Origin of the sequence: Flavobacterium davisii (assembly GCF_019565505.1) — a bacterium.
Lineage (GTDB): Bacteria > Bacteroidota > Bacteroidia > Flavobacteriales > Flavobacteriaceae > Flavobacterium > Flavobacterium davisii.
On the sequence record NZ_CP067378.1, the window covers coordinates 3333597 to 3347331 of the forward strand.

At 25.7% G+C, this 13735-nt stretch carries 12 protein-coding genes and 1 pseudogene; 9 read left to right on the forward strand and 4 right to left on the reverse strand.

The annotated features are described in order from the left end of the window. Positions 1–48 precede the first annotated feature (48 nt). The 4 genes and pseudogenes from JJC05_RS15855 to JJC05_RS15875 form a co-directional block, all read right to left on the reverse strand. Positions 49–1076, reverse strand: a pseudogene (locus tag JJC05_RS15855) (acyltransferase). Then, the gene (locus JJC05_RS15865) at positions 1066–1743 is read right to left on the reverse strand and encodes a PKD domain-containing protein (protein ID WP_235877840.1); all 678 of its coding nucleotides are present in this window, start codon (positions 1741–1743) and stop codon (positions 1066–1068) included. Before JJC05_RS15865 ends, JJC05_RS15855 begins: the two are co-directional and overlap by 11 nt. Further along, a complete protein-coding gene (locus JJC05_RS15870; protein WP_235877841.1) occupies positions 1688–2209 on the reverse strand; it encodes a hypothetical protein in 522 nt (173 codons plus the stop codon). Before JJC05_RS15870 ends, JJC05_RS15865 begins: the two co-directional genes overlap by 56 nt. A 609-nt stretch (positions 2210–2818) precedes the next feature. After that, complete coding sequence (locus JJC05_RS15875) at positions 2819–3688, reverse strand: SDR family oxidoreductase (RefSeq protein ID WP_088394565.1); 870 nt, start codon at positions 3686–3688, stop codon at positions 2819–2821. Between the two features lie 971 nt (positions 3689–4659). On the opposite strand from JJC05_RS15875, the gene JJC05_RS15880 reads away from it, so the two are divergent. The 9 genes from JJC05_RS15880 to JJC05_RS15915 all read left to right on the forward strand — a co-directional run bounded on the left by JJC05_RS15880 (position 4660) and on the right by JJC05_RS15915 (position 13230). Beyond that, entirely contained in the window at positions 4660–5064 is a 405-nt protein-coding gene (locus tag JJC05_RS15880; RefSeq protein WP_235877843.1) for a hypothetical protein, read from the forward strand. Positions 5065–5176: 112 nt separating this feature from the next. Then, the gene (locus tag JJC05_RS15885) at positions 5177–5785 is read left to right on the forward strand and encodes a hypothetical protein (RefSeq protein ID WP_235877844.1); all 609 of its coding nucleotides are present in this window, start codon (positions 5177–5179) and stop codon (positions 5783–5785) included. Then, positions 5760–7322 carry a gliding motility-associated C-terminal domain-containing protein gene (locus tag JJC05_RS15890; protein WP_235877846.1) on the forward strand — a complete coding sequence of 521 codons (1563 nt, stop codon included), beginning with the start codon at positions 5760–5762 and terminating at the stop codon, positions 7320–7322. Before JJC05_RS15885 ends, JJC05_RS15890 begins: the two co-directional genes overlap by 26 nt. A 21-nt stretch (positions 7323–7343) precedes the next feature. After that, entirely contained in the window at positions 7344–8279 is a 936-nt protein-coding gene (locus tag JJC05_RS15895; protein WP_235877848.1) for a PorP/SprF family type IX secretion system membrane protein, read from the forward strand. A gap of 164 nt (positions 8280–8443) precedes the next feature. After that, positions 8444–9016, forward strand: a complete 573-nt coding sequence (locus JJC05_RS17745; protein WP_258929311.1) for a tetratricopeptide repeat protein — start codon at positions 8444–8446, stop codon at positions 9014–9016. Positions 9017–9063: 47 nt separating this feature from the next. Next, entirely contained in the window at positions 9064–10512 is a 1449-nt protein-coding gene (locus JJC05_RS15900; RefSeq protein ID WP_258929312.1) for an OmpA family protein, read from the forward strand. Between the two features lie 134 nt (positions 10513–10646). Then, positions 10647–11081 carry an RrF2 family transcriptional regulator gene (locus JJC05_RS15905; protein ID WP_105197153.1) on the forward strand — a complete coding sequence of 145 codons (435 nt, stop codon included), beginning with the start codon at positions 10647–10649 and terminating at the stop codon, positions 11079–11081. A 351-nt stretch (positions 11082–11432) separates the two neighbouring features. Beyond that, on the forward strand, positions 11433–12020 hold the full coding sequence (locus JJC05_RS15910; protein ID WP_235877851.1) for a Crp/Fnr family transcriptional regulator: 588 nt from the start codon (positions 11433–11435) through the stop codon (positions 12018–12020). A gap of 262 nt (positions 12021–12282) precedes the next feature. Further along, positions 12283–13230: a hypothetical protein gene (locus JJC05_RS15915; protein WP_235877853.1), complete on the forward strand. Its 948-nt coding sequence runs from the start codon at positions 12283–12285 to the stop codon at positions 13228–13230. The last annotated feature ends 505 nt before the right edge of the window (positions 13231–13735 follow it).

Here is a 13735-nt window from a genome sequence, read left to right on the forward strand (position 1 = left end):
TTTAAAATGAAGTCTAATCTAGAATTTTGTTTAAAGTTGTATTCTCATTTATCCAGCTATATATTTACCAAAAGGGAAACTATTTATACCCCAAACAATTAATGTTGAAATAGTTAAGCACAATATACTGGTTACGGGAATTCCAATTATTGGATTTATGAATGTATATGAAATACCTAATTTTTCTAACATTGCCATTACAAAAATATGAGCTAAGTAGATGCCATAACTATAGTTACTTAAGGTTAAAATTATGTTTGAATTAATTTTTATAAAATCTTTAAATAATAAAAACAATCCAATAGAAGTTATTACAACATTGGGAGTTAAATAGTTATAAAAACCATCGTAAAATTTTCCTTTGTATTGAGTCATAAAAAAGGTTGCCAATATTGTAATTAAAATTCCAATTAATATTAAAAATAGATAAATTACTTTCTTTTTTTTAAAATTAAAATTTACTTTAGTTAGATAATATCCTAGAATAGGATATCCTATATAACCTGAAAAATAAGAAATTTCAATAGGAGGAATTAATTTATCAATAATAGGTAATTTAGTAAAAAGCGAAAAGAACCAAATGATTAAAAAATATTTTATTTGATCATCATCCGATTTTTTTAACCATTTTTGAATTATAGGAAAAAATAAATAGAGTCCAATTATCATGTAGATATACCAGAAATGGAAACTAGCTCCAGTTTTTAGTTTAATTAAAATAAATTTGAAAATTTGGAGAAAGGTTAAATATTCTCCTTTATTAATTTTATGAAAAAGATCTATAGAAATGTATAATATGCTCCAAAAAAGAAAAGGGTAAAATATTCTTAAAACTCTTTTTTTAAATATTCTCTTGTACTTTCATAGTCTTTAGATAGAATTAAAGTACCTGAAATCATTAAAAATATAGGAACACAGAATCTAACAATACTATCATAAATATTTCCTATCCACCAATCAAAAGCAGAGATAGTTCCGTATAGGTAAAGTATTCCCGATGCACTATGTAGAAAAATAACACTGAATGTAGCTAAGACTCTTAATGAAGTTATCCAGTTTAAATTTTCATTGTCCATTTTCACTTTTTATTAGTTTAATTTTAGTTGTTATATTTTCTTGATTAAGTAAAAGAATATAAATACCGCTATTTAAAGAACGGGTGTCTATATAATTCTTTTCTAAAGTTCTTTCTGGAATAATAATTTTTCCATTTAAATCAATAATACTAAATTTAATAGGTAATTTTTTCTTAGTTTCTAAATACAATAAATCTGTTGTAGGATTGGGGTAATAATAAAAGTTTATTTCGTTTACTTCATTTATATCTAAAGAAGAAATTTGAATAGTTTTAGTAACAGATTCTGAACAACCATTTTTATAAGTTGTTAAAGTAATAGATTTATCGCCAGTAGATGTAAAATTATGAGTAGGGGATGATTCATTTGTTCTGTATTCGTTATTAATATTCCAAGATAATGAATCATAATTATTAGATTTATTTTGTAAATAAATATTGGTTCCTTTAATTAAAAAGGAAAAATCAGAATGAATATTGTAAGTATTTATAAGCCAATTCGATTTGTTTTTAAGGATAACATTATCCGATATTTTTTGTAAATACGTTGCGGTATTTTCATTAATACCACCATAAAAATGACAAGGTGCTATATTTTCTTGATATAGTGTATTAAATATGGAACAAGCAACAAGATAGGAACCATTTAATCCTCGGATGAACATCATTATAAGAAGAATGCAATAATAAGTCTTGTTTAGATTCATAATGCTCTCTAAAACATTCGCCTGCTGATGCAAAAGGGACTTTCATTCCATGTGCAATTGCTGTTATCGAATCTTTTATTTTTGTTTGACTTGCAAAGTAATTATCATAATTTCCTCCACCATTATTGTTTGATCCAATACCATTTGAAATTTCGTATAATATTATTTTAGAACAAGGGCTATATTTTTGTATGGTATCAATTAATTGTTTTCCTCTTTTTATTGTTGTTTTTGTGGGAAAAGAAATACCTGCGGATTCTCCAGTACCGGGTTGTAGAATAACTGCATCCCATGCTTGGGAAGTAAATAGGTTATAAACATTTTTATCGCTTATGTGATTTACAAATCCAGTACCTCCTTGTGTATATTGTTGTACCTGAATGTTTTTTCCTTTCGTATTGGCAAGATTTTGAAATAATGTTGGCATATTATTAAAGTAGGTCATACTATTTCCTACAAATAATACTTTTTCCTGTGAAAAAAATTTAAATGACTGAATAATAATAAAATTAGTATTATAATTTTTCTCATGTTTTTTCTTTTTAATATGCTATATGCAGTACAATTATATTCTATAGAAAGAGAAATGCTAAATTTTTCAATTAAATCTAAAGTAAATAAACGATTTGTTTTTTTGTAAAGATACTAAAATAAGATGCTATGGTTACAATAAAATGATTTAAAGTATTTGGTTTAACCCCATCCCGTATTAGGTAAATACTCCTATTTTAATCATTTAAATAGTTTCTTATTTTCTTCTTCTAAAATTTTTTGTGATTACTTCAATCTATTCAAAATTTTTGTTTCACAATAAAATCTAATACGGAATCAGGGATTAAATTATTTCTGTATCTTTTAATATAGAAGTATTTAATTGTTTTAATTTTCTATTTGCTATCTTAATATGTATATAGGAATGAGGATTGCTCAAAAAAATAAAAATAAACGTATTATTTGTTACTTCTACGTAATGAGGAGCTCGATAAAACTTCTTTGGATAGTCAAAATGGACAAGATTGTACCTTTTCGGATAGTCTTATTTTTTTACACGTAACATATTTTCGTTTCCAGAATTACTATAAATGCCCAACATAATTTGTTCTAAATGATCATTGTATTTTTGAACATGTTCACCCATACCTATAAAATCTACTACTGTACGGAAAGGTTTTTCTCCTTTTGGTTTATCAATAAGTTCTGAAAAGGCATCAGCTACTTTTTGTGGGTCTTGTTGTGGATTGTTTTTTAAAAGATTTTCAGAATTTTTCAAAGCGTTTTCAGGAGCTTTTGCAAAATCACCATAAGTTAACTCACGATCAATATCACTAGTTTTTAAAAGATTTTCGGAAAATGAAGTTAAAAAACCTCCCGGTTCTACTATACAATTTTCTATTCCAAATATCGAAAGTTCTACTCTATAATTTTCAGCTAATGCTTCTAGAGCCCATTTAGATGCTTGATAAGTTCCATAAAAAGGTAATGCTATTCTACCAAGTATACTAGATGTATAAATGATTAATCCTTCTCCTTTTTCTCGAAAGTATGGTACAACAGCTCTATTCATACGTTGAACACCAAAAACATTAATATCGAAAATTTTTTGAAAATCAGTAGGTGTAAAAAGTTCCTGAATTCCAATAACGCCTAAACCTGCATTATTAATTAAAACATCTAAGCCTTTAAGATCTGAAATGGCTTTTTTTACTCCATTCGTTACACTATCCTCGTTTGTAACATCAATTTCAATTATTTTTGCACCTGCTTGTTTTAATTCTTCAGCTATTGTTCTGTCTTTACCATTAATGTCAAGTATTGAAGCTGCAACCTGATGTCCTTTTTGTAACAATGTTAATACAGTTAATCTTCCAAGACCACCACTTGCTCCAGTAATTAAAATTTTTTTCATCCTTGTAGTTTTAAATTTATTAATTCAAAACTACAAATAGAAAATGATTAATTGTGATGAAAATAGAATCATTTAAAATAAAAAAATTAAATAGTTTTAATTTCTTTTTTTGTTTTAAAAATACAACTAAATAATGATTTTTTGAATAAAAAGAGTAAAGTAAAAGGAATAAAATATAAGAAAATTTTTACTAAAGACTTAGTTTTACTACATTTGGTCGCAAAAAACAGAGTACTTTTAGATGCTAAGTTATTTTTATCTCTAGTGACTATCTAAAATTAATTAAGCCTAAATTATATGTTAGATATGGTAATGATAGTAAAAGAGTTTAAGAAGATAAAAGAAATTAAAAATTACTAAAATTTTACTCTCATTAGTTTAATAAAAAAGAAGTTTATTATTATGCTAAGAGTAGTACAATATACTTTTATAAAGAAATTATAATAATTGAAAATTGAAATTTTTAATATAGTATATAAATAAATTTTGAAATGTTTTAAGAACACTTTAAAACACGCGTTTTTATAATATTTTGTCTTATTTTTATATAAAAACAAAATATTCAATTCTTTTAGTGTGATATTTTTGTTGTATATAGTTTTTTTATTTTTTTATTTGTAAATTTATATTGAATAGATAAAATGTGAGTTTTTAAAAACTTGTTTTATTTAATTAAATTTAATACATATTCAATACTTTAAATTGTGCTTTAAAGTATTAAGATATTAAAGGAGCTTAGTATTTATAAAAAATTTCGTTTGAACCATTTTTATTTTAAACTTTTATTAAATAGAGTATTTGTAGCATTTTTAATTTTCTAAAGATAATTAGACATACTTCAAGTGTTATTGTCTCTTTTTTCTTCTATGAAAAGTGTTTTTTAGCGATTAAAACTGTTTTTTGTCGATTTTTATCTATAATATAATTCAAAATCTTAACATTACTTACTTTTGCTTAAATTTTCATAGAAAATGAATAGAACGTTACCCTTTATTTGGAAAATTGCTCCCACAATTTTCCTATTCGTATTTGTAATTTTATCTAGTCAGACTTCTAAAGCTCAATGTGGAGGAGATGATTCAGGTGTTATTACGGTTTGTGATATTACTAATCCCAATAGTAGAACTATTGATTTATTTTCCTTATTAGGAGGAAATCCTGTTAGAGGAGGAGTTTGGTTAGATGATGAATTATCAGGTGGATTAAATCCTATAACAGGTATTTTAAATGCTCAGAAAATTAGAAGAAGTGGTAAGTATAAGTATACTTACACTGTTTCAAATATTTCTGGATGTGCAGATAATACAGGGACTGTAGAAGTAACTGTAGGAAATTATTCAGGTATTCCGAGGACCAAACGGAACTGCTTGTGGTGATCAAAGTTATAATTTATTTCTATTATTTGATGGTACAGGGCCTAACAATATAGGGCCACAATTTAATGGAGTATGGGTTAATGAAACCAATGGTTTAGGTGTTTCATCTAATTTGTTTAATGCTTCTTCAGAAAATTTAAAATCACCTAAAACGTATACCTTTTCTTACACTGTAAATGAAGTAAAAGAATGTCCAGCGAGTAGAGTTATAGCACAATTAACCGTTTATCCTCCAGCTCAAGAAGGGACACCTTTGCCCATTAAAATCTGTAGTAATGAAGATTTTTCAGTCTATCAAAACATAAATCTATTTGATAGATTAGAAGGGGAAGATTCAGGAGGAAGATGGTATGATAACAATAAAACAGGTGAAATTACTTCTTTAACAGATTCCTTTATAAATATTGAGAGAATTTATAAAAAATTTGGTGCGGGTTCTTATTCCTTTACCTATGAAGTATATCCGACTAATCCAATATGTTCTAAGAAAACATCAACATTAGAAATAACAATAGAAGAATTCATAGATTACTCAAATTTAGTAGTAGATGTAACTCCTGATAAAAGATGTATTGATCAAGTTAAAACAACTTCTTTTAATGCTAAGTTGACCCAAACGCCAATTCTAATGCCAGATGGTTATTATAGAGTATACTATAATGTTTCTGGATTTGCTACTGATTATGATGAAATAGTTGAATTTAAAAAAGGGAGTTGCTAATTTTAGTATCCCTAATATATCATTTGAAAAAACAGGTAACTATTTAGTTACTGTTAAAGATGTTGTATATTCTAAAGCATTAGGAATCTGTCCTAATAATTTTATAGATCAGTCAAAAACAGTTAAAATTAATCCATTACCTAATATTGAAAACAGTATTTTAACTGTAAATGAGGTATGTCAAAATCATGATGCTGATGTAACCATAAAGAATGCTTTATTATTAGAGAATGGAAATTATTCCATTCTATATAATTTAACTGGCGCTAATATAACTGTTAATCAATTCCTAAATATTAACGTATTGAATGGCGTTGTAAACTTTATTTTACCTAAAAACTTATTGCTTAATGCAGGAAAAACAGAAATTACAATTACAAACATAACGAATAGTGAAACAGGTTGTTCAAGTATAGTTGATTTAAAAAACATTTTTAATGTAAAACCTTTACCTGTCGTTCCTAATTTAAAAGTATTGGTTAATGATGTATGTAAAGATAAGACAGTTGAAGTACAGCTTACAGGTTTAGAATCTTTAAAAAAAGTAAAATTAATATATGCTCTTAACGGAGCTAACAATTCTCAAAATAATGAAATAAATTTAGATATAGTTTCTGGAAAGGCAAAATTTGTTTTACCTAAAGAATTATTAACTAACACAGGGATTACGACAATATTATTAACTGAGTTAACCAACATTGATAGTTCTTGTAGTGTAAACTTAAGTAATATTATAGATCTTTTTACAATATATGATTATCCAGAATTGCCTATTACATCAGATCAAATTTTCTGTGAAACAGAAAATGCTACAATAAAAAATCTAAAACCAGAAGGGAATGATTATTTGTGGTATACTTCCGATCAATCTATTACCGCATTATCTACTAGCTCTCCTTTAAAAACGGGTAAATATTATGTTTCAAAAATAAATTTGAAAACTGGTTGTGAAACGAAACGAGTACTTGTAAATGTTACTATTGACATTGTTGATAGTCCAATATTAAATCCAAATGGAGAAACATTTTGCGGATTAAATAAACCTACAATAAAAGATCTGTCTAATAAAACAAATAGTTCCTCTACTATAGAATGGTATGATGCTTTAACAGGAGGAAATTTAATATTAGCTTCTACAATGTTACAAGATGGAATGACTTATTATGGATTTAGTACAAATTCAGTAAATAAATGTAAATCAAAAGAAGCTTTAACCGTAACAATTTCATTAACAGGATGTGACGTTCCTTATAATTTCTTTATTCCAGATGGTTTTTCTCCTAATGGAGATGGGATAAATGATACTTTTCATATTCCCAATATAGAGTTTGTTTATCCTAATTATACCATAGAAATTTATAATAGATATGGGAATTTATTATTTAAAGGAAATAAAGATAAAGAATGGGATGGAAAAAATACTGCTTCAAGTAGTTTGGTTGATACAGTAGTCCCTAATGATGTATATTTCTATTTAATTAATTTTAATAAAGATAATACACCAGCAAAACAAGGACGTTTATATCTGAATCGTTAATCTCATTAAAGTAAAAAATCAATGAAAAAATATCTATATATAATCTATTTATTTTTAATGACTCTTATGAGTTTTGCTCAACAAGATCCCCAATATACGCATTATATGTATAATATGAACGTGGTAAATCCAGCGTATGCCACGGCTAAAGAATCTGTTTTAGATTTAGGAATTCTCTATCGCTCACAATGGGTTGGAGCTGTTGGAGCTCCAAAAACAATGACCGCTTTTGCCCATATACCTGTTAATAAAAAAATAGAGCTAGGAGTTTCACTCATAACAGACAATATAGGGGGTGGTGCTAAAAAAGAAAATAATTTTTATGCTGATTTTGCCTATATACTTCAGTTTGAAGGAAGTCAAAAATTATCATTCGGGATGAAAGCAGGTTTTACAAATTTGACAACAAATTTTAATGGATTTCAATTAGAAACTGGAAATACTACTACAGATCAAGCTTTTAATAACAATATAAATGCTTTTAAACCAAGTGTAGGAGTTGGTGCTTATTATTTTACAGATAAATACTATATAGGAATTTCAGCACCTAATTTATTACCTACAAAACATATTGAAGAACGCCAAGGAATTAATGCGCTGGGATCAGAAGAAATACATCTATTTGCTACTACTGGTTATGTTTTTACAATAAATGAAATGTGGAAAGTTAAACCTTCCGTTATGGCAAAAATGGTTAAAAGTTCTCCATTATCTTTAGATCTTTCAACAAATGTTTTATATAATAATCGTTTTGAATTAGGAGCTTCTTATAGACTAGATGATTCCATAAGTGGATTAATGGCTATTAATGCCACTACAAATTTAAAATTAGGTTATTCATACGATCATACATTATCTAATTTAGGACGTTTTAATTCAGGAACACACGAAGTATTCTTAATTTTTAATCTAGATTTATTAAGAAAAGGATATGATAAATCACCACGATTCTTTTAAAAATAATAGATATTAAAATGTTTTTATAAAGATTCTAATTTAAAAAGTTTAAAAAACAATGTATTGTAGCTTATAAAAAGAAATAATTCCCTAAGCTAATTCATTTATATCAAAAATGATTAAAAGTATACAATATATAGAGCTAAAAAATAAGTTTTAAGCGTATGAAAAGATTATTATATATATCAATTATGTTATTTTCGTCATTCGGATTTTCCCAAGAAAATAATTTAGAACGTGCAAGAAAATACTTTAATAGAACCTATTACAGTGACGCAATCCCTTTATATGAAAATTTAGTAGTTAAAAATCGTTCACAAGAAATTATACAAAATCTTGGAGATTGTTATTATTTTACTAATGAGTTAAAAAATGCACAACGATACTATCGTTTTTTAATTAAAAACTATGGAAAAGATTTATCCGAAGAATATTATTTCCGTTTTTCAGAGTCATTAAAAGCTACCGCTAATTATGCAGAAGCGAATCAAGTTTTAATTGATTATTATTCCAAGAGAGGAAAGTCATCTGAATTAACATTATTAGAAAAAGATCTTAAAACATTAGAAAATGTAATAGCTATTGGTGAACGTTATAAAATTAAAAATTTAGAAGTTAATACAAATAAATCAGAATTTGGAGCTGTTATTTATAATGACAAATTAGTGTATGCTGCTGCTAAAAAGAAACTAGTTTTTTTGATAAAATATATAAGTGGAATAACGAATCATATCTGAATTTAGTTTCAGTCCCTTTATCAAATATTAATGCAAAAGACTCAATTGTGAATTATTTTGCAAATGAGTTAAAATCGTCGATGCACGAAGCCACTCCCATTTTTACAGCTGATGGCAAAACGATGTATTTTACAAAAAATTACACAAAAAAAAATGGGAAAAGAGCTAAAAACAATGAGAAAATATCAGTATTACACATTTACAAAGCCCAATTAATAGATGGTAAATGGAAAAATATAACTTCATTACCTATTAATAATCCCAATTATTCTACAGCTCATCCAGCTTTAAGCCCTGATGAAAAAATACTTTATTTTTCATCAGATATGCCTGGTGGTAAAGGTTCTTTTGATATTTATAGTGTCGAAATTAATGAAGGCCTCTTTGAAAAACCAAAAAATTTAGGAGATTTAGTAAATACTACACGTCGTGAACAATTCCCTTTTATATCAAAAGATAACAAATTATATTTTTCCTCTAACGGACATATAGGTTTTGGAGCTTTAGATATTTTTGTTTCAGATATTATAAATGATAACTTTTTAAGACCAACTAATATTGGCTTACCTATAAATTCAGGAGTAGATGATTTTGCCTTTAATATTGATTCAAATACAAAAGAAGGTTTTTTTTCATCTAATAGAAAAGGAGGAAAAGGAGGGGATGATCTGTATTCTCTATCAGAAATTAAACCTCTCATTGTAGAAGACTGTAAACAATATATAACGGGTATAATTACAGATATAGATACTGCTCTTCCATTAGAAGGAGCAAAGGTTATTTTATTTGATTTAATAAATAAAAAAGATATAGAAATGATTTCTACAGATTCTAATGGTAAATTTAGGTTTACAGTTGAATGTGAAAAAAGCTATCTTATAAAAGCCTCAAAAGAAGAATACACAGATGATAATCGTTCCTTATTAATTCAAAAAGAACGTAATAAAGATAACGACGCTTCAATGAAATTAAGATCTTTAGCTAAAATTCAAGAAGAAAAAAATATTGCTGAACTAGCTAAAAAACGAGCAGAAGAAGAAGCCAAAGAAAAAGAAAAAGTAATAGCTGAAGAAAAGAAAAAAGAAAAAGTAAAAGAAATTTTAGCTAAAGAAAAAGATATTATAGCTCAAAAAGATAAATTAGTTATAAAAACAGATCCAATTTATTTTGATTATGATTTGTGGTACATTCGTCGTGATTCCAAACCTGTATTAGATAAAGTAATTGATCTAATGAAAAAATATCCAGATATGGTTGTAGAAATTGGCTCTCATACGGATATTAGAGGAGGAAAAACATATAATTTAATCTTATCTGAAAATAGAGCAACGGCTACAAAAGACTATTTTATAGATAAAGGAATAGATGCTAAACGAATTATAGCAAAAGGATATGGAGAAAGCCAACCTGTTATAAAATGTGCCAGTGAAGAATCTTGTACCGAAGAAGAACATGAGTTAAATCGTAGAAGTGAATTTGTGATTAAAGATTTATAAAACTTATAAAACCGTTTCAATTTATTGAAACGGTTTTATTTTTTTATCTTATGATAAGATCATTCATTAAATTTTATTAATATGATAAATATTTCTCTTATTTCATTTTTTATAAATAATTTTGTAAAAAAAATATGTTTTCTAAAACGTGTGAATATGGAATTCGAGCAACAATTTTTATTGCCTCAGAATCTGTTATTAATAAAAAAATAAGTCAAAAACAGATTGCAGATCAAATCGATTCTCCTATGGCATTTACGGCTAAAATTTTACAAAAGCTAGTTCATAAAGATATTGTTTCATCATCAAAAGGCAGTGGAGGGGGCTTTTATATAGAAAAATATAAATTAAAAAAAATTACACTTCTGGAAATTGTTGAAGCTTTAGATTGTGGCTCTATGATTAGGGGGTGTGGTCTTGGATTAAGAGATTGTTCAGAAGATCATCCGTGTCCCTTTCATGATAAATACAAAGATATAAAATCCAAATTATTAAAAGTTTTTAAAAGTACAACACTAGATGAATTGGCTTCTGGTATTAAAAAAGGGAATACGTTTCTAAAATACTAAATAATGATAAAAATCATAAAATAATATCTTTTAATAAGATATTTTTATCCTATTAACTATAAGTAACTACTGTAATAGATAAATTATAAGATAAATATTTCAGTTCCTACTATTAAAGAAACCTGCAATTATAATCCTTAGATTATAAAAAAATAATTTCGTATGATTTTGCAACTTTTTAAAATCTAAAAAACAAGGAAGAGGGATAAAATTTAAAAATCCTTGCAATATTCTATATCTTATAAAATTCATAAAATATTTATAGTAGACGATCTATTTTTTTTCTTTCTAAACAAGAGGATACAATTGTGATTTTAGATTTTAAATGAATTTAGTTTTAACAAGTAGAATATGATTAAATATTATGATGAATTTATAAAACATGGAGCAATAGAAAAAAAACTAAAGAGAAATGAAGTAATTTTTAATGAAGGAGAATCCGCTTTGTTTTTTTATTTTATTGTAGATGGTACTATCCGAATGTTTAATAGAAATGAAGAAGGAAAAGAATTTGTTCAAGGATATTTTTCGAGTGGACAAAGTTTTGGTGAACCCCCTTTATTTATTGATGAAAATTATCCAACTACAGCAGCTTGTATGAAGGATAGTATTGTATTAAAACTATCTAAAAATAAGTTTTTTAAAATGCTTGAAGACTTACCAGAACTACAAACATTATTTATTAAGATTTTATCTAAAAGAATTATTGGAAAAGCCAAATCATCAAAAGATATAATTAATCAAAATACGGAACAGAAAATAATTTCTTTCTTAATGATTCAAAAACCTGAAGATATACAGGAAAAAATTTTTATTCCTTTCACTCGTCAAGAAATTGCAAATTTTACAGGACTTAGGGTAGAAACCGTTATTCGTGCCTGTTCAAAATTAAAAAAAACGGGGGTTATTGATATTATTAATCATAAAATTTATTTTTAATGAAAAGAATAAGTAAAAATTGGGCATTCATTTCTATTTTTAATTTATTCATAGTTGTAATTTTAGGAACTTTGATGCGTTATAAAATTGCATTCGAGTTTCTTTTTTTCAACAAAAAAATCTTCTTCATTCACATTCACATTTTGCCTTTTCAGGTTGGATTAGTCAGACATTATTTTTTTTATTAGTATTATCAAAAGAACAATTTGTTTCTAAGAAGTATAATATTGTATTAGTTTTAAATTTATTTTGTTCTTATGGAATGTTATTTTCTTTTATAATTCAAGGTTATGGTTTAATATCAATATTACTATCAACTTTTTCTATCATTATAAGCTATTTATTTTCATATTATTTTTTTAAAGATAATAAATACAATACGGTCTCCAATAGGTGGATTAAAGGAGGACTCATTTTTAATTTCATTTCCTCTTTTGGGACTTTTTTTTTAGCTTACATGTTAGCTACAAAAAATATAAACGAAAATCTATATTATTTTTCAATTTATTTTTATTTGCATTTTCAATATAATGGTTGGTTTTTCTTTAGTATTATGGGATTATTTATAAAAAAACTACCATTAGACTTAAAAACAACCAAACAATTAACAAAATCCTTTTATATTTTTTTTATTTCTTGTATTATAACTTATACATTATCTATTCTTTGGGTTAAAATTCCTAAATGGTTATTTATATTAACCGTTATTTTTACATTTTTAAACTTTTATTTTTGGCTAAGGATGCAATCTATTTTTATTGTAAAATTTAAAGAAAGATATAAGAAAAATAATCTAATCCTAAAAGGAATGTTTTTAGTTATATTACTCGCAATTAATTTTAAATTTATTTTGCAAATAGGCCTATTAATAGATCAACTAAAAGATTTTGTATGCAGTAATAGAACAATAATAATTGCCTATTTGCATTTAATATTTTTATGTATTATTACATTTTTCTTATTAGCTTTTATGTTTATAGAAAAAATGATACCATCTAAAAAAGTTACAGTATTAGGTTTAGGCATATTTTTTATAGGTGTAATTTTAAATGAAGTTTTTTTATTTAGTCAAGGATGTTTACCTTTTTTTTCTATTTATTTACCTTTTACAAATGAAGTTTTAGTATACATTTCTTTATTAATGTTAATAGGCGTATTATTAATGGTTATTTCTCAGATAAATAATATAAAAAAGGAGAATATATTTTAAGGTTACCAATTAAACCCAGATTACGCATTAGACCCGAGTGTAGCGAATAGACGAAGTAAATCTATTCCACTTTATTTTTCTTCCAATTCAAGCACGTACTCAAATTTTAATCATCAAAATAGTTCACTATTTCTTCTTCTAAAATTTTCCGTGAGCACTTGAATTTATTGAAAAATTTTGTTTCACAACGAAGTCTAATGCGTAATCTAGGTTAAATACATACTACTTTATAGGTATCAAAAGTTATTTTTTCGCTAATTATTAGCAATACTCGAAGATCATTTTACTTAAATACTTTTACAGTATTTTTAAAATTTAAATAGAGTAAATAAAAAGATATAAAATCACAAACCTCTTGTACGAAATAGAAAAAAGAATATAAAAAATGTTTTGTTTTGAATAGTTGAATAAGGGGGGTGTTTGTTGTAAATACTATCTTTTTTTTTTGTTTTAGGTATAAAAAATAAAGGGGTATTTGTTTTTTAAACATTATTTTTTATATTTT